Origin of the sequence: Corallococcus sp. AB011P (assembly GCF_003611605.1) — a bacterium.
In the GTDB taxonomy this organism is placed as follows: domain Bacteria; phylum Myxococcota; class Myxococcia; order Myxococcales; family Myxococcaceae; genus Corallococcus; species Corallococcus coralloides.
In genome coordinates this window covers 1125248-1145525 of sequence record NZ_RAVX01000001.1, presented here as the reverse complement: position 1 = coordinate 1145525, position 20278 = coordinate 1125248, and the positions used below count along the sequence as shown (strand labels likewise).

General features: G+C 69.5%; 15 protein-coding genes. 4 read left to right on the top strand and 11 right to left on the bottom strand.

Annotated elements, in window-relative coordinates; translation table 11 throughout:
• Positions 1-5: 5 nt before the first annotated feature.
• The gene (locus D7X30_RS04875) at positions 6-1010 is read left to right on the top strand and encodes a hypothetical protein (RefSeq protein WP_120561607.1); all 1005 of its coding nucleotides are present in this window, start codon (positions 6-8) and stop codon (positions 1008-1010) included.
• A gap of 56 nt (positions 1011-1066) precedes the next feature.
• Here the strand turns inward: D7X30_RS04875 and D7X30_RS04870 are convergent, their stop codons facing one another.
• Positions 1067-3037 carry a putative metal-binding motif-containing protein gene (locus tag D7X30_RS04870; RefSeq protein ID WP_120561606.1) on the bottom strand — a complete coding sequence of 657 codons (1971 nt, stop codon included), beginning with the start codon at positions 3035-3037 and terminating at the stop codon, positions 1067-1069.
• A 286-nt stretch (positions 3038-3323) separates the two neighbouring features.
• Here D7X30_RS04870 and D7X30_RS04865 point away from each other — a divergent pair, with 286 nt between their 5' ends.
• Entirely contained in the window at positions 3324-3680 is a 357-nt protein-coding gene (locus tag D7X30_RS04865; RefSeq protein WP_147443110.1) for a hypothetical protein, read from the top strand.
• An 82-nt stretch (positions 3681-3762) separates the two neighbouring features.
• Entirely contained in the window at positions 3763-4023 is a 261-nt protein-coding gene (locus D7X30_RS04860; protein ID WP_120561604.1) for a hypothetical protein, read from the top strand.
• 88 nt (positions 4024-4111) lie between these two features.
• Here the strand turns inward: D7X30_RS04860 and D7X30_RS04855 are convergent, their stop codons facing one another.
• The 4 genes from D7X30_RS04855 to D7X30_RS04840 form a co-directional block, all read right to left on the bottom strand.
• The gene (locus D7X30_RS04855) at positions 4112-6049 is read right to left on the bottom strand and encodes a glycoside hydrolase family 15 protein (protein WP_120561603.1); all 1938 of its coding nucleotides are present in this window, start codon (positions 6047-6049) and stop codon (positions 4112-4114) included.
• 184 nt (positions 6050-6233) lie between these two features.
• A complete protein-coding gene (locus D7X30_RS04850) occupies positions 6234-7514 on the bottom strand; it encodes a S8 family peptidase (protein WP_233591380.1) in 1281 nt (426 codons plus the stop codon).
• Between the two features lie 299 nt (positions 7515-7813).
• A complete protein-coding gene (locus tag D7X30_RS04845; protein ID WP_199724164.1) occupies positions 7814-8014 on the bottom strand; it encodes a hypothetical protein in 201 nt (66 codons plus the stop codon).
• A gap of 32 nt (positions 8015-8046) precedes the next feature.
• The gene (locus tag D7X30_RS04840; RefSeq protein ID WP_120561760.1) at positions 8047-8499 is read right to left on the bottom strand and encodes a GNAT family N-acetyltransferase; all 453 of its coding nucleotides are present in this window, start codon (positions 8497-8499) and stop codon (positions 8047-8049) included.
• Between the two features lie 512 nt (positions 8500-9011).
• Between D7X30_RS04840 and D7X30_RS04835 the strand changes: the two genes are divergently transcribed.
• The gene (locus D7X30_RS04835; RefSeq protein WP_120561601.1) at positions 9012-9692 is read left to right on the top strand and encodes a MotA/TolQ/ExbB proton channel family protein; all 681 of its coding nucleotides are present in this window, start codon (positions 9012-9014) and stop codon (positions 9690-9692) included.
• Between the two features lie 455 nt (positions 9693-10147).
• On the opposite strand, the gene D7X30_RS04825 is transcribed toward D7X30_RS04835, so the two are convergent.
• The 6 genes from D7X30_RS04825 to D7X30_RS04800 form a co-directional block, all read right to left on the bottom strand.
• Positions 10148-11347 (bottom strand): cytochrome P450, encoded by a 1200-nt coding sequence (locus tag D7X30_RS04825; RefSeq protein ID WP_120561600.1) that lies wholly within the window; start codon positions 11345-11347, stop codon positions 10148-10150.
• Positions 11344-12858 carry a condensation domain-containing protein gene (locus tag D7X30_RS04820; RefSeq protein WP_120561599.1) on the bottom strand — a complete coding sequence of 505 codons (1515 nt, stop codon included), beginning with the start codon at positions 12856-12858 and terminating at the stop codon, positions 11344-11346. Before D7X30_RS04820 ends, D7X30_RS04825 begins: the two co-directional genes overlap by 4 nt.
• On the bottom strand, positions 12855-17996 hold the full coding sequence (locus D7X30_RS04815; protein ID WP_120561598.1) for a non-ribosomal peptide synthetase: 5142 nt from the start codon (positions 17994-17996) through the stop codon (positions 12855-12857). Before D7X30_RS04815 ends, D7X30_RS04820 begins: the two co-directional genes overlap by 4 nt.
• A 202-nt stretch (positions 17997-18198) precedes the next feature.
• Positions 18199-18510 (bottom strand): hypothetical protein, encoded by a 312-nt coding sequence (locus D7X30_RS04810; RefSeq protein ID WP_120561597.1) that lies wholly within the window; start codon positions 18508-18510, stop codon positions 18199-18201.
• Positions 18511-18727: 217 nt separating this feature from the next.
• Positions 18728-19564: a hypothetical protein gene (locus D7X30_RS04805; protein ID WP_120561596.1), complete on the bottom strand. Its 837-nt coding sequence runs from the start codon at positions 19562-19564 to the stop codon at positions 18728-18730.
• On the bottom strand, positions 19561-20127 hold the full coding sequence (locus tag D7X30_RS04800; RefSeq protein ID WP_120561595.1) for a hypothetical protein: 567 nt from the start codon (positions 20125-20127) through the stop codon (positions 19561-19563). Before D7X30_RS04800 ends, D7X30_RS04805 begins: the two co-directional genes overlap by 4 nt.
• Positions 20128-20278 lie beyond the last annotated feature (151 nt).

Sequence of the window (20278 nt, the reverse complement as noted above, 5' to 3'; positions counted from 1 at the left end):
AGCAAATGCACGGACACACCTGGACATGGGGCGCGGTGGGGATGTTCCTCCTGGGGCTGGGGGCGCTCGCGCCTCCCTCCGCGGAGGCGTGCGTCGCGCCCAACTGCCTCGTCGACGTCCGCTTCCCGCTCCCCGAGGACGGCGGCACGGTTCCCTCGAACGTCCCCGGGCTGGTGGTGGTGCCGCCGCTCCTGGAGAACACGGACGTCTCCACGCTCCGGCTGCTCCAGTCGGATGGCACGCCGGTGCCCTTCACGCTGGCGAATGGCGACCGGAGGACACATGTCGTGGTCCCGAAGGCGCCGCTCGTGCCGGGCACGCAGTACCGCATCGAGGCGAAGGGCCTCTGCCAGTTCCAGGACACGCAGACGCAGTCCGCGACCTTCACCGCGGGCCCGGAGCTGCCCCTGCCCACGACCCTGGGCACGCTGAGCGTGGACACGCCGAGCCAGGGGGTGTTCCCCGTGTTCGGAGACTCGAACTGCGGAAGCCCGCAGGAAGGCGAGGCCACCACGCTGCGCTTCACCCCGTCGCCGGAGCTGGTGCCGTTCCTGCCCTGGGTGCACTGGGAGGTGGAGGTGGACGGGCAGCCCTGGTCGTTCGCCAATCACCACGGGTTGACCTCGACGGGCGAGGACAACCCGGACAGCCACAAGTACGAGTACAGGCGGCAGCTGCTGTCCCTCTACACGGTCTGCCAGGCGTACAACCCGCCGCCGCCCAACATGGGCCTCACGCCCGGACGTCATCAGGCCACGCTCAAGGGAACGCTGGAGCACGCGGACCTCACGCTGCCGCCGCTGAGCGTGGACTTCGAGCTCCGCTGCCCCACGCGGTGCATGGCCGCGGGCTGCGCCGACGGGGGCACGGGCGTTGTCGGAGACCCCGTGGACGAGGAGCCCATCCACAGCCCGGCCAAGAGCGGCTGCACCCAGGCGGGAGGGGGCCTGACGGTGCTGGGACTGCTCGCCACGCTGCGGCTCTGGCGCGGCCGCAAGGCCCGGGATTGAGCCCCGGAGGCCGGGAGCGCCGACCTCCGAGGCCGGTACTCCCGGTCTCGGGTGGCTCAGGGCACCGGCGGCGCGGGAGCCGTGAAGCTCACAAGGGTGCCACCGGCTCCCCCGGCCACGATGCGAGTGGGTTTGGGGCCGTCCAGCGAGGACAGCGAGGTTCCCCCTGGATACGCGGTGGTCCACGTCGATCCGTCGTAGAACAGGATCCTCCCTTCACTGGTGGCGACGTAGATGCCCTTCTCACTGAAGGCAAGGACGTCCCGGATGCCGGCCTTCGTTGTTCCATTGGATTCGAAGACGGTAGGCAAGGAGGTCCAGACGCCTCCACTCCTCTTGAGGACCAGTCCATTCTCGCCTGCCGCGTAGGCGAAGCGGCCATCCGTGACATGGACGCCCCTGAGCTGTCCGTCGAAGGCTCCGCCCTGGAGGTCCGGCTGCCACGAGGAGCTTGCCGTGTCATAGCGGTAGGCAACTGCCTTGGCAGTTCCATCCCCGCCCACGGCCAGCAATGTGTCCTCGGACCCGCCGCTCGCGACCGCACGAAGGTTGGCGGGAACAGTGCCGAACTCAGTCAGATCCCTGCTGAGCTGGTTGTAGGGCTCTACCCATTTGAAGGTCTTGCCCTGGCTCGAGACCACATAGACAGTGGGGTCTTTGATCTGCTCGATACCCGTGATGCCATACAGCGTCGTCTGATTGTTTGAGCCGGGCGCGGTGGGAGTGAAACACTCCTGATCGGAGGTGTCGGGGCCCCGGGTCGTCATCCTCCCTGCATCCCCGACGGCGAAGACGCGCCCGCTCGCGGACGCCCACACCGCCTTCCAATTCCCCTTGCAGGAAGGTCTCGTAAACGACGTCGTCTCGCCGGTCGTGCTGTCGAAATGGACGAGCTTGTCCTCACCAACCAGCCACGCCTTCCGGCCCTCGTCGTAAAGGGCGATGGCCGTCACGTCCACAGTTCCTCCAACGCCCGCTTGCGTCGTCCAAGCGAGGGTGCCACACCCCTCGTCCACGGCATTGGAGCAGTTGTTGTCCAGCCGGTCGCAGAGCTCCGGCAGCCCGGGCCGGACGTAGACGGAGCTCTCATCGCAGTCCTCGGGTTGGAGAACACCGCCCTCCACGGGCGACTCACAGCCCAGCCCCACGTCCTGGCCCTTGGAACCGTCGCCGTCGCCGTCCACGTACCAGGCCACCGGATTCTCAGTCGGGAGTCGCGCACAGGACGTCTGGCTCGGCGTGGAAGCACACGCGACCTTGCCCGAGCACTTGAGCTCATCCTTGCAATCATCGCCGACGTCGAAATCCTCGTCGTTCATGCCATTGCAGTTGTCATCCTTGTCATCGCAGCGGAACTCCGCTCGATCCGGGCGGACCTGCCCATCGCCGTCGTTGCAGTCACCGCCTCTGTCGGCGGCCCCGGCAGGCCGGGTGCAGGCCTCCACCTGGGAGCTTCCGTAGGTGTCCCCATCCGCATCCACGAACCAGACCTTCTTGTCGACCGCGTCCGACTCCCCGAGGGTGCAGTTGTCATCCCTTCCGTTGCACACCTCCGTGGCCTTGGGGTTCACCGCACTTTCCCGGTCATCGCAGTCGGTGCCGCTGACGACACCTTCCGCGTCGGCGCTGCTGAAGTAGCCGTCCCCATCCCCATCGATGGCCCTCACGGTGAAGGACACGTCCTGCGTGCCTTCCTCGGGAACCTGCGCCTTCATCTCCTGTGGGTCGCCCACCACGGGACCCGAGCAGTCGACCTCATGCAGCTGCGTCGTCACGCTCAGCACGCGGCCCCAGTCCTTCTTCCGGTACACCGCCACCGACACGGTGCCCGGCGTCTTGCCGGGGATCGCCACGGCGAGGCTGTTCGTGTTCCCCGCGTTGTCCGCGTCCGTGGCTGTCACCGTGACGCATCCGCGCGTGAAGCCGCTGTAGCCGATGGTGACGTTCAGCGCTCCGGCCTTCGAGTCGTCCTTCTTGCACCCCGTCAACACGGAGGCACACAGCACTGCCATCAGGATTAAACGCATGGGGCGGCATTTTCGGGTGCGCCCCTGACCCGAGCAAGACGCATCGGAGAGAAATCACACCTACACGCACCCCGACGTGCGGATGCGTGCTTCAAGCCCGGTGCCAGGACGGGCTCATTCTTCCCGTCACACAAGAAGTCGAGGCCCGCGGCGTTGTGCGCTTCCGCCTGGTGCTCAAAGGGCTGAGGAAGCGTGCAGGCAAGCAGCGGCTCGCGCGTGAGCACGAGGCCGGCGTCGCAGTTGGTAGTTGGCGGACACGCAGCGAAGTGTCACGACCCTGGAGTGGGTGACCGACCAGAGCGCCCGGGCCGCTCAGACCCTGTCCGTCCGCAGCGGCGCCTTCATCCTGGCGAGCGCGGGACTGCTCGAGGGCGCCACCCGACTGAGCGCGCGACAGGTGATGGACCCCGCCGGGAAGGAATTCGAAGCCAAGGGACGCTGGACGCGCGTCAGTCCCGCGGCCGCCGGCCCGGCCTCACAGCTGAGCAGTGATTGGACGTTCAGCGGCCGCGATGACAAGCCCTGGACCGGCGTGCTGACCGTCCAGCCCGTGCCCGACGCGACCGGCCGGTACACCGCGAAGCTGTCCATCACACACACAACCGCAAACGCCGAGACCGCTCCGCGCGTAGCTTTTCAGTGACATCGCGGCTTTCCGGGTAAACCTTGACCGACACTCTCGTCCGCTGTTGCATCAGCACCTCACCAGCGAAAAGGAGTGTCACATGTTGCTTCGTGGATTCGCGATGTTCGCCGTCGTCTCCATCTTCGGGATGGGCTGTGGCGGCGCTGAAGTGACGGACGGTGCCGAGAGCGGTGTGCAGCCCGGTCAGGCTTCCGCCGAGCTCGTCAACAGCTGTGAGACGCTCCAGACCCGCCGCTGTTCTCCGGGGGGCATCACGGGCTGCCAGTGGGCCAATGGCACCTTTGGCGAGTGCTTCTGTCAGGAGATCCCCGCCAACAAGTGGGTCTGCTTGAGCAACTGAAGTCCCCGCGCCAACCGCCTCTGGCCGGGAATGCCCTGTCAGAGGCGGCATGGGTTGGCTTTGGCTTCTGTGTCGAGGAAGAACAGGGTCACTCGATGGATGGCGGCTCGGGCTCCAGGAGGTGCGGGGGCTCCGACTGCCCTTCGTCTCGGAGCCTGAGCGCGCGGTCGATGCGCGCGGCGGCGCTGATGAGGCCGAGGTGGCTGAAGGCCTGTGGGAAGTTTCCCAACTGCTCGCGCGTCAGCGGGTGGATCTCCTCCGCCAGCAGCCCCAGGTGGTTCGACGCCTCCGCGTGCGCGACGAAGACATCCTCGGCCTCTTGGATGCGATTGGCCAGCGCCAGCGCCTCCGCCAGCCAGAAGCCGCAGAGGATGAAGCCTCCCTCCGGCCCCGCGACCCCGTCATCCATCCGGTACCGGCGCAGGAACGGGCCCGCGCCCAGCTCCGCGCGCAGCCAGTCGAGCGTCCTCAGGATGAACGGATCCGTCCCCCGGAAGCAGCCCACGATGGGCAGCTGCAGCAGCGCGGCGTCCGGCTCGCGCCCTCCGTAGACTCCGACGAAGTGCTTGCGCGCCGGATCCACGCCGTTGCGCAGGATGTCCGCCCGGATGACGTCCGCCAGGGCGGCACTGGACTGCTCCAGCGCCGTCTCCCCGAAGAGCCGTGCCAGGTGCTGCCCCCGGCGCAGGGCCAGCCACCCCATGAGCTTCGAGTGGACGTTGTGCCGCATCTCCCGGCGCGGCTCCCAGATGCCGTGGTCGGGCTCGCTCCAGCGGCGGGCGGTGGTCTGGATGACCGAACGGAGCAGCCTCCAGGTGCGCAGCGGCAGCCGCCCGCCGGAGCGCTCGTAGAGGTACGCCGCGTCGAGCAGCGCGCCCGCGGTGTCGAACTGGAATTGGTCCCTCGCATCGTTCCCCAGCCGCACCGGCCGCGAGCCCTGGAAGCCGGTCAGGTGGTCCAGCTCCCGCTCCGGCGGCACGGAGGCACCGTCCAGAGTGTACATCACCTGAAGCGAGTCACCGCGCTGCAACGTGTCGCGCACGAAGTAGAAGAATTCGCGCGACTCATGCTGGAAGCCGAGGAGGTTGGTGGCGCGCACCGCCATCGCGGAGTCGCGGACCCAGCTGAAGCGGTAGTCCCAGTTGCGAGGCCCTCCAATCCACTCGGGGAGCGAGGTGGTGGGCGCGGCCACCATCGCGCCCGTGGGGCCGTACATCAGCAGCTTCAGCGCCAGCGCGGAGCGCAGCACGTGGTGCCGCCACGGCCCTTCGTAGTGGAGCTGTTGCGCCCACTCGCGCCAGGCCTGGCGCGTATCCCGCAGGTGGTCGAAGGGCCGGTACGTGGCCAGCGGCTCCGGCCGGTCGGAATCCCACGACAGGATCATCCAGCGCCGCTCGCCCGGCCCCATCCGGATGCGCGTCTGGAGGCCCGTGTCTCCCCGGCAGGGTTGGCCGCGCACCTCCTTGCAGGGCCGCCACTCGGCCTCCCCGCTGAGCACGGCGACCAGCCGCTCCCCTCCCGACCCGCGGGCGACAAGGCCGTGCTCCTCCCTCTCCACTCGCGTCCGCGACGCCCCGTAACCGAAGCGCGGGTCGAAGACGATGTTCAGCTCCACCGGGCCTTCCAGGCACTCGATGCGCCGGTGCACCTCGTGGACGGTGGAGCGCGGGTCGTTGGTCCACGGCATGTAGTCGATGATGCGGATGGCCCCCTTGCGCTCGAAGCGGAACAGCGTCTCCAGGACGTTGGTGTCCGGGTCGTAGCGCTGCAGGCTCTCGAAGGGCCACACGACGGGGGTGATGCCGGTGATGCCACCCTTCTCATCATCGAGGATGCCCGCGAAGACGCTTGGGCTGTCGAAGCGGGGGAAGCAGAGCCAGTCGATGACGCCGTCAGGCCGGACGAGCGCGCAGGAGCTTCCATCGCCAATCACCCCGCGGCCCGCCAGGGGGACCTCCCGGTAGGACGCCGGGTTGGTGAACCGGAAGGGGCGGGCCATCCGCCTGGCGGCGCTGTAGAGGTCCATGAGCAGGCGTGTCGCGGGGCAGGAGCGCGACCTCCCGCCCTCAAAGTAGCGACCCCCGCGACGGCCGCACCGGCAACCCACCCACGCAGGGGGCCCCCGCCCCGCCCCCCGCCCCGTGGATCATTCCTGGAGTCGAGTCCGCGCCCACGGGCGCCTGCGCGTGAGCGCGGACTTGAGGACGTGCCTACTCCCCGCCGTTCCGGACGGTGGGGGCCCGCGAGGGTGCGATGAAGCCCGAGTAGGCCATCCGGTTCGGTGAGCAGCGCCCGGGGTCGGTCACCTTGTCCGGCGTGGCGTTGCCCGTCATGGCGGTGCTGACCTCCTGCGGCGCGGAGGCGGGATGGGCCTCCAGGAAGAGCGCGACGATGCCGGTGACATGCGGGGTGGCCATGGACGTGCCGCTCAGCGTTCGGGTCGCCGTGTCATCACTGGCCCAGGCCGAGAGGATGCCCTCGCCGGGCGCGAAGACGTCCACGCAGTCGCCATGGTTGGAGAAGGACGCCCGCCGGTCCACGCTGTTGGTGGCCCCCACGGTAATGGCCTCGGCGGTGCGCGCGGGAGAGCGCTTGCACGCGTCCTGGTTCGCGTTGCCCGCCGCCAGCACGTACGTCACGCCCAACGCGATGGAGCGGCGCACGGCATCGTCGAGCGCCGCGTCCTCCCCGCCGCCCAGGCTCATGTTGGCCACCGCCGGGGACTGGTGGTGCTCGGTCACCCAGTCCACGCCCGCCACCACGCCCGCCGTCGTCCCGGAGCCCTCGCAGTCCAGCACGCGCACGGCGTGCAGCGACGCGCTCTTGGCAATGCCATACACGTTGCCGCCCACCGTGGCGGACACGTGGGTGCCATGGCCGTTGCAGTCCGCGCCGTTGCGACCGTCGCCGACGGCATCGAAGGCGATGTCCGCCCGCCCGGCGAACTCCTGGTGCGTGGGGCGCAGGCCCGTGTCGAGGACGTACACGTGCACGCCCCGGCCCTGCGTCTGGTACAGGTAGAGCTGATCGAGCGGCAGGTCGCGCTGGTCGACGCGGTCAATCCCCCACGTCGCACCGGACTGGCTCTCGTCAAGCGTCACCACGCCATTCTGTTGCACGTACTCCACCTCGGACGCGGCGGACATGGCACGGGCCTGCTGGTCGCTCATGCGCGCGGCGAAGCCCCGCAGCGCGTGCGTGTACACGTGGAAGGCCTTGCCGCCGAAGCGCTCGGTCAGGCGCTGCGCGACCACCACCGGCGCCGGCGCGGCATCCCCTTCCCGGGGCTCCTTGAGCACGACGACGTATTCACCGGCGACCGGCTTCGCGACCGTGAGGAACTTCTCGCGCACGGGTGTCTGTACGAACGCGGTGCCTCGGCAGGGTGTGTCACCGGGTGGCGGTATGGGATTGCCCGTGCTCTGGCACGCCGACAGCAGGAACAGCACGCAGGCGGACGCGGCCGTCCACGACAGGAGCTTCAGCGACATGGGTTCCCCCGGGGGTAGCACCTCCAGCTTCGGCCGGAAGCCGGGAAGGCAACGCTGGCGCGGCCCTCCCAGTGAATAACGCCTTCTGGCTCAAAGTGGTTGATGCCCCGCGGGGCCGCGAAACGTCCGAAACCCCCACCCGGACCGCCAGCGTGGGCGTGCGTCGAGCCAGGGTGCCCCGCCGTGCTCATTGGCTAGACCCACAGGGTGTGGCCCGAAGGCATGGGGACCGCCTTGCCGCCGATGACGACCCTCCGCTTGCCCATGGTGGGGGGCGATGCGGCCATCGTCCGTCCAGGCTATCCCCCCCACTTGCCTTCGTTCAGGCACTCTCGGAGCACCCAGGTCAGGTGCTCGTCGAAGTCGAAGGTGCAGGCGGAGACGTCGGGGGACTCGGCCAGCAGCCAGGACGCGAGGTCGAAGTCGTCATGGTACGCCTGGAAGATGAGCAGCCCCTCGGCGCGGCGCAGCCCCATGTCGAAGCAGTAGAAGTCGCGCACGTAGCGGGAGACGTGCGGGTACCCGGCTCATACTATTTCGGACCAAGCGTCATGAGTACCTCAGCAACTCCGTCCGCGTGCTGCGGGTTCTCCTGGGCCACCGTGCGGAAGCCACACTTCTCGAGGACGCGGATCGACCCGACGTTGTGGACAGCGACCCACGCATGGAGCGGACGAATCGGCTCAAGCACGAGGAACTCCGAGAGCGCCCGTGTCGCGATGCCCTTGCCCCAGTGCTCGCGACCCATCCAATAGGCGACGAGGCGCTTGCCGTCCTGTTCCCAACTGCCGATGTACCCAGCGACCAGGCCGCCAACGACGATGGTGCGGGTCACGTTCTCGGGGCGGAGAACCTTCGTGCGCCAGTGGGTCAGGAAGGCATCGCGTTCCCGCGACGGGAATGCGGCCATGCGCAGCGCGACTGCGTCCCGTTGGTGCTCGAAGAAGATCGAGAGGTCTTCATCTGTAACGTTGCGCAGGGTCACCATGAGAGCCGGTCTCCGCGAGCCGAGTGACGAGCCGACTCTAGCCCGCGTCTCACGCCGGGGTCGATGCTGCCGTGCCCCGTGCCACCGCTCCCGTCCTTCGCAATACCCTCTCCGCGCGACTCCCACCATCGTCTCCTGGCGCCCCGTCAACGCGCGCCTCATGGTGAGCGCCGGGGCCAGGTTGCCTCAAATGGGATGTAGCCAGCCGACGACGCGCACCTCGGCTGGGAACCGGCCTGCGTCCCGCGGACATCGCCTTAACGGACTTACCTGAAGCAGGTTGATGCACGCGAAGCCGACCCCCGCTGCGTTGCGCGACGGCATGCCGCTGTGCTGGCGGGGAACACGCGGGCTGCGGACGCAATGACAGAACGATGACCAACGCATGGACGCGGGCCCACCCTCGCGTCCATGCGCCTGCGTACCTTGGACACCGTTGCCGTTACCCGCCGTTCCCTCATGGGGCCACGCCGTGGCCCACGCGCACGGAGGCGCGTCTCGTTCCCGCCATGAACTTCACACTCGCGGGTCTGTGGACCCACATGGGTCCGGTCGCACAGCTCATTGTCATCGCCATGGGCGTGATGTCGATGGTGTCCCTCCTCATCCTCGCCGAGCGCACGATCGTCTTCCGCGCTTCCCGCCGCCACTCGCGCAGGTACGCCGCGCAGCTGGGCGCCATGCTCGCCAGTGGCGACTTTGACGCCGCCGCCGAGACGAAGACGGAGAAGGATGTGGGCTACCTGGGGAGGACCATCCGCGCGGGGCTGACGGCCTACCGCATCTCCGCCACCGACAGTCGTGAGGAGGCCATGGAGTCCGTGGCGCGAAGCCTGGAGCGACAGGCGCAGCGCGAGGTCCAGAGCCTCAAGCGCGGCCTGGGCCACCTCGCCACCGTGGGCTCCACCGCCCCCTTCGTGGGCCTGCTCGGCACCACCATCGGCATCGTCACCGCGTTCCAGGAGATGGGCGCCGCGAATTCGGGCGGCATCGGTACCATCTCGACGGGCATCTCCGAGGCGCTCGTCACCACGGCCTTCGGCCTGCTCGTCGCCATCCCCGCGGTCATGGGCTACAACTCCTTGCAGGGATGGGTGGACGCCCGCGCGGTGGACCTCTCCGAGGCGAGCAACGAGTTCCTCGATGCCACGTCCCGCGCCCTCAAGCGCACGCGCGGCACCGTGCGGTGAGCCGCACGACCTACGGCAGGATGTGCTGTCCACGAGCCCCCTGATGCTCCCGTGGGGCACACGCCGGCCCAGGTCCAGCCCGCCCCCTCCACCTGGCATCAGTGGAGTCGGGCGGAGCCCGGCGCGCTCCCGCGGAAGTCGAACGCCGTGGCGGGAGGCGGGGACGGCACGACACCGGCGTGGGAGACCGAGGAGCCGCCATGCGCCGCATCGGTGGAGTTGGTCCAGGTGTTCATGCCCCAGATGAGGAGCGGGATGCCCACGGCGGCGGGAAGGAAGGTGCCGACACAGTCAGCGCCGCCGACCTCGCTGCACGTGCTGACGACCGCCGCTCTGAAGGCTGGCGGTGGGGTGCGTGCCAGCCTGGAGCACCTGGGACTGCCCATGCAGCCTGGGAGGCGGGCCCCGGCGCGAGGGCCACCCCAGGCCTTCCCCTCTCCTTCTGATGCGCCGGACTACCAGGTGACGGGCAGTTCGTGCACGCCGAGCAGGTTCTCATCCTTCTTGAAGCGGACCTCCTCCGGTGGCACGGCCAGCCGCAGCGTGGGGATGCGTTGGAAGAGCGTCTTGAAGACCACCTCGAACTCGATGAGCGACAGCGCCCGCCCCGTGCACAGGTGGATGCCATGGCCGAAGGCGAAGTGACGGTGCACCTCGCGTTGGAGGTCCAGCCGGTCCGGATCCTCGAAGACCGTCTCGTCGCGGTTGGCGGAATCCGGCTGGGCGAGGATGCCTTCACCGGCGCGGATGAGCTGGCCGCCAATGGTGACGTCCACCGTGGCGACGCGTTGCCGGCCCAGGTGCGAGACATTGACGAAGCGCAGGAGCTCCTGGACGGCCGCGGTGATGGCCGCGGGGTCCTCCATCGCACGGAACTTCTCCAGCTGCCCCGGGTCGAGCAGCAGCGCCAGCGTGCCCAGGCCAAACATGTACGCGGGCGGCCCGTGGCCCGCGTAGAACAGCGCATGGAACATGGCGGCGGCATCCGGTGCGCTCAGCTTGCCCGTCGCCACCTGCTCGGACACGACGCGACCAATGAGCGTGTCCGTGGGCTCACGCAGGTTCGCCTCCACCAGCGCCAGGAAGACCTCGTCCAGTCCGGCCAGCGCCGCCGTCGCCTCCTCGCGCGACGAGGCCCGGGAGCCGATGGTCCGGCTGAGGACGTGCAGGCGCTCCGCGCCGTCATGGGGCACCCCGAGCAGGTCGCAGATGATGCGAATGGCGACGGGCAGCGCGAACGCGGCCATCAGGTCCACCGGATGCGGGCCCGCCAGCATCGTGTCGAGCGCCTCATCCACGGTGCGCTGGATTCGCGGCCGCAGAGCCTCCATCCGCCGGGGCAGGAACTCCTGCACGAGCATGGCCCGCTGCACCCGGTACTCCGCGTCCGGGCGAAAGAAGAAAGGCAGGGTCCGCTCCTGCCGGGCCACCGAGGAGGCGGAGATGTGCGGGAACCCTGGCAGCGTGGAGTCCAGGACCATCCGGGTATCGCTCAGGACCGCGAGCACGTCCTGATAGCGACTGACCAACCATGCCGTGTTGCCGTTGAACAGCCGGACCGGACACACCGGGACCTCCTGCCTCAACTGCTTGTAGTCGGCGGGAGGCTCCAACGGATGCTGCCAGTCCTTGGGAAACGGATAGGAATTGCTCATCGGAAGGCTCCTGTTCGTGTCAGCAGGGCGGCGGCGCCCGCCACGGTGGGATGCTGATACAGCTCACGCACTCCAAGGTCCCGGTCCAGCTCTGCCCGGACCCGGGCCGCGATTTCAATCAGCTGAAGAGAATGGCCGCCGAGCATGAAGAAGTCGTCGTACGGGTCGACCGAAGCGACCTTCAGCACGTCCGCGAAGATGCGGGCGAGATGTGCCTCCGTCGCGGTCTGGGGCGGACGCAGGCTCGTCACGCGGGCGTCGGGGCTCACGGTCCGCAGGACCTCTTCGTAGGCCGCCAGCAGACCTTCGATGAACGCGAGGTCGAAGAGACTCTCATCGAATTCGGCCCACACCGTGCACAGGCCGTCGGAGCGCTCCTCGACCCGCAGGGTGAGCTCGAACTTCGCGGAGGGGAGGTCCAACAGCAGCTCCGTCACCTCGCAGCCGTGCAGGGCCAGCGCTCCCGCCGTGTGGGGCGGATGGTAGGCGAAGTTCACCTGGACCACGGGTGACCGCGTGGGGTCCCTGGGAGGCGACAGGTCCTCCACGAGCTGCTCGAAGGGCAGGTCCTTGTGTGCGTACGCTTCCGCCGTGGAAGCGGCCACCCTCGTGAGCAGTTGGCGGAAGTCGGGGTCGCCGCGCAGGTCCACTTCCAGCACGACGGTGTTGACGAAGAACCCGAGCACGCGCTCGACCTCGGGCAGGTCCCGGTTGGCCACGGCCAGCCCCAGCAACACCCGCTCACGTCTCGCAAACCGACCGAGCACGAGGCCACACGCGGCGGCCAGCACCGTGAACACCGTCTGTCGTTCAGCGCTCGCCAGGGCGTGCACGGACCGGGCAATGTCGGCGGGCAGCACGCGATGCGCACGGCGTCCCTGGCCCCGCGCGGGACGCGGGGCGACCAGGTCCAGGAAGAGGGGGACGCCGGACAGCCGCTCACGCCACCAGCGAGACAGGGACTCACGCCGTGAAGCGGTGAGCTGTTCGCGCTGCCACGCGGACCAGTCCACGTACTGCACGGGCAGCTCGGACAGGCCCGTGGGTTCGCCCAGGACCGCCGCGCGGTAGGCGAGGGCCAGGTCCTCGGAGAAGACCTGAAGCGAAGCGCCGTCCGCCACGAGCAGGTGCAGCGCGACGACAAGGAAGTGCGTCCGGGGCTCCAGCCGGAGCACGGTGAGCCGCAGCAGCGGTCCGTGCTCCAGGTCGAACGGACGGGCCGCCTCTGCTTGCGCGTGGCGCAGGGCCTCGGCTTCGGTCGCCACGTCCACGACGTGGACATGTGCCTGCCCCTCCGGCGAGAGGTGCTGCTGCGTCCCCAGTGGGAAGACGGTCCGCAGCGGTTCGTGCCGGGCCACCAGCACGTCCAGGGCCTCCCGCAGGGCTCGCAGGTCCAGCGGCCCCGCCACACGGTGGCAGCGGACCGTGGCGTGGGCCGCGCCGGTGGGATCCATCCGGTGCAGGAAGCACAGCCGCTGCTGGGCGAAGGACATCGGGAACGCGGTCGTCATGCGCGCGGCAATCGCTTGAGGGTGGTGGGGGCGACCGGCGCCACGGTGAGCGCGTCGGCCAGCTGCGCGACGGTGGGTCCCATGAGGATGGTCGCGAGCCCGACCTCTCGCCCCATCATCCGGCCCAGCCGCGAGGCCAGCCGCATCGCCTGCAAGGAATGCATGCCCAGCGCGAGCAGGCTCTCGTGGACATCCACCCGGGTTATGCCCAGCAGCTCCGCGACCACCGCCGCGATGCGGACCTCGGTTTCGGTCCTGGGCGCCGTGAAGGGCGCTTCCGGACTCCGTTGGGTCGTGGTGGGCAGCCGGGAGCGGTCCACCTTTCCATGCGGGGTCAACGGCCACGCCTCCAGGACCACGACCTCCGAGGGCACCAGGTGTCCCGGCAGCCTGCGCGCCAGGTCCTCGCGCACGGCCTGCGCGGCCACCGCGACTCCCGGCTCTGTCACCACATAGCCCACGAGGCGGGGCTCCTCCGCGCGCGAGTCGATGACCGCGAGGGTGTCCGCCACGCCGGGATGTCCGGACAGGGCGGCGCGCACCTCCGCCAACTCCACCCGGAAGCCCCGGACCTTCACCTGCTCATCGCGGCGGCCCAGGAACTCGATGATGCCCCCCGGAAGCCACCGGCCCAGGTCTCCGCTGCGGTAGAGCCGCCCGCCAGGATGCGCCGCGAGCGGATCCGGCACGAACCGCTCCGCGGTGAGCTCCGGCCTGCCCCGGTATCCCCGCGCCACACCGTCCCCTCCGATGCAGATCTCCCCCACGGCGCCCGGCGGCGCTACCTGCCCGGACGCGTCGAGCACGACGACGTGGGCATTGAACAGCGCCCGGCCGATGGGCACGTTCGTGGCCTCGGGATCATGCCCTTCGTCGAGCTTGTAGGCGCTGGCCATCACGGTGGCCTCCGTGGGGCCGTAGGCGTTCGTCAGCTTCGTGAAGCCTGCTCGCTGAAGCGTGCGGAACGCCTCCGGGGGAAAGGCCTCCCCGCCCACCATCACCCGGTCGAGGGCGGCGAAGGACTCCGGGGCCTCCGCCGCCAACCGGGGCAGCACCACGGGGGGAATCACCGCATGCGTGATGCGCTCCTCGATGAGGCACCGGGCCAGCGACGGCACGTCCCAGACCGGCGGCAGGAAGTGGACCGCGGCGCCGTTCAACAGCGCCCCCCAGACCTCCAGCACCGAGACATCGAAGGAGACCGACGCCATCGCCAGCATCGTCTTGCCCGGTCCCAGGTCCTCGGCCAGGGCCGTCCGGTGCATGAGCGACACGACCGAGCGGTGTTCGATTTGAACGCCCTTGGGCTTGCCGGTGGAGCCGGAGGTGTAGAGGACGTAGGCCAGGTCCGACGGACTCCCCGAGGGCAACGGCGGACCGGACTTCGGGGGAAGATCATCCAGCACGACGGTGGGCAGGCAGGTGAGCCGGTCCGTCAGCGCCGCCGTGGTGACCAGGGCGTGGGCCCCGGCGTCCTGGACGAGCGACTCCAGGTACGCCGGTGGCGCCTTCGGATCCAGCGAGAGGAAGGCCGCCCCCGCCATGAGGCTTCCCAGCTGGGCCACGACCAGCTCCGCCGAGCGGTGGAGGCACACCGCCACCAGCGCCCCCCGGCCGACGCCCAGGCCTCGCAGGTGGTGCGCCAGGGTCTCCGCCCGGCGCGTCAGTGCTCCGTACGTCAGCACGGAAGCCCCTGCCTTTACCGCCGGAGCGTCGGGCGCGAGCCGGGTCCAGTGGGCCAGCAGCTCATGCACCTGATACGTGGGAGCCTGCTTCCTGGCGCCCACGCTGACGAGCGCGCGCTGTTGCGCTTCGTTCATCAAGGCCAGCCTGGACACGCGGGTGTCCGGCGCGGCGGTGATGGAGCGCAGCAGCTGCTGGTACGCGGACAGCATGCCGGTGATGAAGAAGTCCTCGAAGAGGTCGGAGTCGAACTCCCACGAGAGCAGGATGCCGCTCAGGGAGGCTCGGGGACTGGAGCGCACGGTGCTGTCGGAGCGGGGAATGGTCACCAGGTCCCCGGCGAACCGGCTGATGTGTCCCGGTTCGGCGTAGAGGGGCACCGCGACGACGGACAGCTCGAACTTGGCGGAGCCATTGCTCAGGCCCTCGACGATGGTGACGTCGAGCGGGGACGCTTCCAGCGAGCCCACCGACGAGTCATGGAAGTTGAACATCGTCTGGATCAACGGATTGAGCCCGCCCTGAAGCCGCGCGGGTGACTCCGCGAAGATGTGCTCGTACGGCAGCTCTTGGTTGTCGAAGACCTCCAGCGTGTTGCGCCGCACCCGCGCCAGGAACTCCGTGAAGGTGGGGTCCTCGTGCAGCTGGCCGCGCAGCACCACCGTGTTGACGAGCATGCCCAGGAGGCTCTCCGTGTCCAGCCAGCGCCGGTTCGCGACCGCGGTTCCGACGAGGAGGTCCCGCGAGCCGGTATAGCGGTGCAAGAGAACGAAGAACGCCGCGAGCAGTGTGGTGAAGAGGGACGTGTGGTTGCGGTCCGCCAGGCCCTGCAACCGGCGCGCGAGCTCCGCGTCCAGCTCCATCCGAGGCGCCACCCCACGGAAGCGCCGGGGCCCGGACGACACGCGGCGCGGGAGCTGGAGCTGCGTCTGCGCGCCCTCCAGTGCCTTGCGCCAGAAGCGGCGCTGCGCGTTCGCGGCCTCCGTGCCCACCCACTCCCGCTGCCAGCGCGCGTAGTCGTAGTACTGCACGGACAGCGGAGGGCGGCGCACCTGTCCGTAGCGCACATGGTCGGCGTAGCCGTTGAGCAGCTCGCGGACGAAGACGTTGAACGACCAGCCGTCATGCACGACGTGGTGCTCGACGTGCACGAGGAGGTGCTCCTCTTCGCCCACCTTCAGAAGCCGCCAGCGGAACGGCCGGCCCTCCGCCAGCGCAAAGTGCGCCTGGACCGCCTCGCGAACCGCCTCGCCCACCCGGGCCTCCAGCACGTCCTCACCCACGCCGCTGAAGTCCTGGAGCGGCACCTCCACCGCCCAGGGCGGCTCCAGCTCGCAGCGCAGCTCCCCATCCACCTCGGGGAAGCGGGTGCGCATCACGTCGTGGCGACGGACGATGTCCGTGAGGCTCGCGTGCAGCGCGGTGATGTCCAGGGCACCCGCCAGCCGGAAGACGGCTTGCGTGTGGTAGGCCCGCGCGTCCGGGTTGAGCTTGTGCATCAACCACACGCGCTCCTGGCCAAACGACGGAGCGATGGCGGCACCCGGCTCGCCTCCGCGAGGGCCCAGGTCCACCCCACCCTGCCCTTGCTTCAAGCCGGCCGCGAGCTGGGCGACCGTGGGCGACTGGAGCACCGCGCTCAACTCCAGCTGCGCGCCCAGGACGCGGCGCACCCGGGCGACGAGCTGGGTCGCGAACAGCGAGTGCCCGCCCAGCTCGAACAGGTCGTCATGCCGCCCCACCCGCTCCATCCCGAGCAGCGCCGCCGCGATGGCCGCCAGCGCCTCTTCGGAGGGGGACTCCGGCGGCTGGTAGCCGGTCCGCTCCATCCGCTGGGGACGGGGCAGCCGGGCCCGGTCCACCTTGCCGCTCGTGTTCAGCGGCCACGCGTCCACCACCACCATCACGTCCGGCACCAGATAGCCGGGCAGCCGGCGGCGCAGCTCCGCGCGCACCGCGTCGCCCGACAACACCGCGCCGGCGACCGGCATCACGTAGCCCAGCAGACGCTCCCCCGTGCCGTCGACGAGCGCCACCGCGTCCCGCACGTCCGGCAGCGCGGCCAGGGCCGCCTCCACCTGCCCCAGCTCGATTCGCGCGCCGCGGATCTTCACCTGGTCATCGCGGCGGCCCAAGAACTCCAGCGTGCCGTCCGGCAGCCACCGGCCCAGGTCGCCGCTGCGGTACAGCCGTCCTCCCGGCAGCGGGCCGAACGCATCCGGAATGAACCGCTCCGCGGTGAGGCCCGGCAGGCCCAGGTAACCGCGTCCGACCCCGTCGCCTCCGAAGCACAGCTCCCCCGGGACTCCGTCGGGGACGGGGTGCAGGTGCTCATCGAGCAGGACCACGTGGTAGTTCGAGATGGGGCGGCCAATGGGCACGCGCTCGCCATCCACGGAGCGCACGGCCTGGAGCGTGCTGGCCACCGTCACCTCCGTGGGGCCATAGCCGTTGATGAAGCGGTGCTGCGAGCCCCACTGCCGCACGGTCTCCGGCAAGCACACGTCCCCCACGCTCATCAGCATCTGGAGGTCGGGGAAGCCCCCCGGTCGCAGCGTGCGCAGGACCGTCGCGGGCAGCACCGCGTGGGTGATGCGCCGGCGCACCAACACCTGGGCCAGCGGCTCGCCGGAGAGCTGCGCCGCATCCAGGGTCTCCAGCCGCCCGCCATTCGGCAGCGCCAGCAAGACGTCGAACAGGGACGCGTCGAACGACGGGTGGAAGTACTGGAGCGCGCGCGTGTCCGGCCCCAACGCGCCCAGGAAGTCCCGCTGGGCGTGCAGGAGGTTGGCGACCCCGCGATGCTCGCTCATCACCAGCTTGGGCTCACCCGTCGAACCGGACGTGCAGATGATGTACGCGAGGTCCTCCTGAACGAGCACCGCGTCGTCCTCCCGCGACGCGACGGAGCCCGCCTCGGCCCCCGCATCCAGGAAGGGGACTCCTGGCACCGCGCTGTCCGGCGAGAAGCCGACCACGAGCGCCGCACCGACCCTGCGAACGATGTCCTCCCGCCAGGCTCGCGGATGCGCTGGCGACAGCGGAAGATAGGCCGCGCCCACCCTCCAGACCGCGAGCGCGAGCTCAACGAAGGCGGGGCCCCGGTCCAGCACGAGCGTGACCACGTCACCCCGCCCGATACCGCGGGCCCGCAGGTCCCAGGCCAGGGCGCGAGTGCGCGCGTCCAGTCGCGCATAGGTTGTTTCAGTGGTCCCGTCCGCGAGCGCCACACGGTCCGCGTGCAGCCGGCATTGCTCCGCGATGACGTCCACCACCGAGCGCCATGGACCGTGGTCGACCCGGGAGTCCGGGACACGCGCGGCCACGTCCCCGCCCTCCAGCGCCACCGCTGTGTTCCGGCCTTCCAGCGCCCAGGGGCTCTTGCGCCGCAGGCTTGCGAGCAGGCGTTCGTATTCGGTGCCGGTGACCCGGGAGGGAGGGGGCGTGGAGGTCAAGCGAGGGCTCCTGGTGCAATGACTTTCACCTCGGCTCTCCGCGCGGAGGCTCGCCGCCCGGCAGCCCGGTGTCCCGGACCTCTAACACGCGAAAAAACGCCCCGCTGCCATCAGTTGGAAACATCCCGGGTGACAATCCAGGGCGACGCCATGAATCGACGCCGGGTGGAATGGGGCCCTGTTTGAAGGCGGGCCCGCTGCTTCAGAGCACGTCGTTCTCCACCAGCGTGGCGAAGATGCCCAGGCCCAGGAAGGCCACGCCCAGCACGATGTAGAGCACTGCCATCCCGAGGGCCCGGCCCCCCGTCGCCTCCGTGTGGAGCGAAGGGTGAGGCTCAAACGGGTTCTTCGGCATCTGCGAGTGCATGGCTTTGCCAAGCAGGCCCGGCCACGCCCCGGAATGGGCGGGGTTCACGACTGTCATCCGCTTGCGCACCAGGGCTCGCACACCGGACACGAGGAAGAACAGGCTGAAGCCGCCGGTGATGATGAGCACGGCTGGATTGATTTTCATGGGGCGGCAGCTTCCTCGGCCCCGGGTCCAGCGCGCAAGCCACGGCCGTACGCCACGGCTCGCTGAACCGCGGGAGGCGCTCCGGTACGGGGTGCGACTGGAGACCGTCTGCCTGGGAGGGCGGCTTGAGCAGGTGTGTGTAAATGATTGGGCTGCGCGGTGGACGCACCGACGTTGGCTTCCGGGGCGGACTGCTCGGGAGAAAGCGAATCCGCGCTCATGGCGCAGCCTCCGGGCCCGTTACCCGCTGGCCGCGCACCTGGAGCCAGAGTGGCACCTCCATCGTCTTCGCGTGCCACGTTCCGTGCTCCCACAGCCCGTCCTCGCCCCAGCAGTCCCCATGGTCCGCCGTGACGAGGATGGTCGCCTCGCTGAAGGCATCAAGCAGCGGCGCGAGCCGGGCGTCGATGAACTCCAGACAGGAGCGCTGTCGTGACTCGCAGAGCGCACGGCTGTTGGTCTGGCCATAGGGAACGCAGGGGTTCTCCCCAGGGCTCCAGGAGGCCCCTTCATGCCAGTAGGGCACATGCGTCTCGCCGGCATTGAGGAAGCAGAAGGCGGGAGCGTCGCCGGTGGTCAGTTCCTTGGACAGCCACGCCAGCTGGCTGCCCAGCGCGGAGGGAGTTTGAGGGTAGAAGAATCGCTGGAAGTCCTGGCAGAGCCAGGCCCCGGTGGGTGTGCCGGGGTCGAACCAATCGACAGCGCCCGTGCCCACCGTGCGGTAACCGAGCTGGCCGAACCCGTCGATGATGCTGCGCCCCGGCAACAGGAAGCCGTCCCGGGGCGTGGCGCGGACCTTGCCATTCACCAACCGGAAGAGGCGTCCCCACTTCGGGTCGAGGAAGGGCTGCTTCAGGCCCGGAACGCCCGGCGTGGTGCCCACCCACATGGCCGCGTGCGAGGCGAACGTGAAGTGGGCCGGTGCCATGGCCCGGATGGGCGGGCCCAGCCGGGACAGCGAGGAGCAGGTGGCCCGCACGGCCGTGTCATAGCGAAGCGAGTCCAGCGTCACGAGCAGCACGCTCTCCGGCGGCAGTTTGCGAAGCTCCGTCATGGGCAGCCTCGGGAGGTGGGCTCCCGCACCAATTCCATGAAGCGCTGGTGCAGGATTTCAAATGAAGCCACTGCCTCCAGCCGCTCGGCACGCCAGCCCGGCGGGCCCTCCCAGAAGCCCTGCGCCAGGTCCTGCTCAAGCGTCCTCCGGCCGTCCTCGTCGATGACATTGGAGGAAACCGGCAGCTTCCAGTCCGGCCGCGGAGTGCCCGGCTCCTGGCGTGCGGCAAGCCGCTCGTGCCTGCGAGCATGCGGCATGACCAGCCAGACGGTGAGAAGCGGGATGGCGCTCTCCTGAAACGCATGCCGGACGGCGGCCCGGTGGATGCCGGAGCCGGAGAACTCGAAGATGCCCCGGGGCGTGCGCGAGCAGGCGCGGAGGAACCAGGCCCTGGCGAAGTACTCCCCCGCGACAGTGCCGTCACCGTGCTCGCGGCGGAAGCCGTCGATGTGGACGTGGGGCAGCTCCCAGCGGGAGCACAGGGCCTGCGCAAGCGTGGACTTCCCCACTCCAGAGAGCCCAATGAGGAGGATGCGCGGCGGCACGGCGACTGAACCGGACATTTCCAAATTCCTCCCCACTGCGGCAGGCACATCATCCTAGCCTCAACCCGCGCTCCTCCGCGTCTTGCAGTCCCCTGTCCGCTGCTCGTCGGACGCAAGGGCACGATTGGAGGGCATCCCGGGACCTAGGGAGCCGGTGCCCGGGGACGTG

Excerpts from the sequence above, each read along its gene's own strand:
- D7X30_RS04860 (WP_120561604.1), top strand. The coding sequence starts at position 3,763 with ATGTTGCTTCGTGGATTCGCGATGTTCGCCGTCGTCTCCATCTTCGGG.
- D7X30_RS04835 (WP_120561601.1), top strand. The coding sequence starts at position 9,012 with ATGAACTTCACACTCGCGGGTCTGTGGACCCACATGGGTCCGGTCGCA.
- D7X30_RS04875 (WP_120561607.1), top strand. The coding sequence starts at position 6 with ATGCACGGACACACCTGGACATGGGGCGCGGTGGGGATGTTCCTCCTG.
- D7X30_RS04850 (WP_233591380.1), bottom strand. The coding sequence starts at position 7,514 with ATGTCGCTGAAGCTCCTGTCGTGGACGGCCGCGTCCGCCTGCGTGCTG.
- D7X30_RS04820 (WP_120561599.1), bottom strand. The coding sequence starts at position 12,858 with ATGACGACCGCGTTCCCGATGTCCTTCGCCCAGCAGCGGCTGTGCTTC.
- D7X30_RS04825 (WP_120561600.1), bottom strand. The coding sequence starts at position 11,347 with ATGAGCAATTCCTATCCGTTTCCCAAGGACTGGCAGCATCCGTTGGAG.
- D7X30_RS04810 (WP_120561597.1), bottom strand. The coding sequence starts at position 18,510 with ATGAAAATCAATCCAGCCGTGCTCATCATCACCGGCGGCTTCAGCCTG.
- D7X30_RS04800 (WP_120561595.1), bottom strand. The coding sequence starts at position 20,127 with ATGTCCGGTTCAGTCGCCGTGCCGCCGCGCATCCTCCTCATTGGGCTC.
- D7X30_RS04870 (WP_120561606.1), bottom strand. The coding sequence starts at position 3,037 with ATGCGTTTAATCCTGATGGCAGTGCTGTGTGCCTCCGTGTTGACGGGG.
- D7X30_RS04855 (WP_120561603.1), bottom strand. The coding sequence starts at position 6,049 with ATGGACCTCTACAGCGCCGCCAGGCGGATGGCCCGCCCCTTCCGGTTC.
- D7X30_RS04805 (WP_120561596.1), bottom strand. The coding sequence starts at position 19,564 with ATGACGGAGCTTCGCAAACTGCCGCCGGAGAGCGTGCTGCTCGTGACG.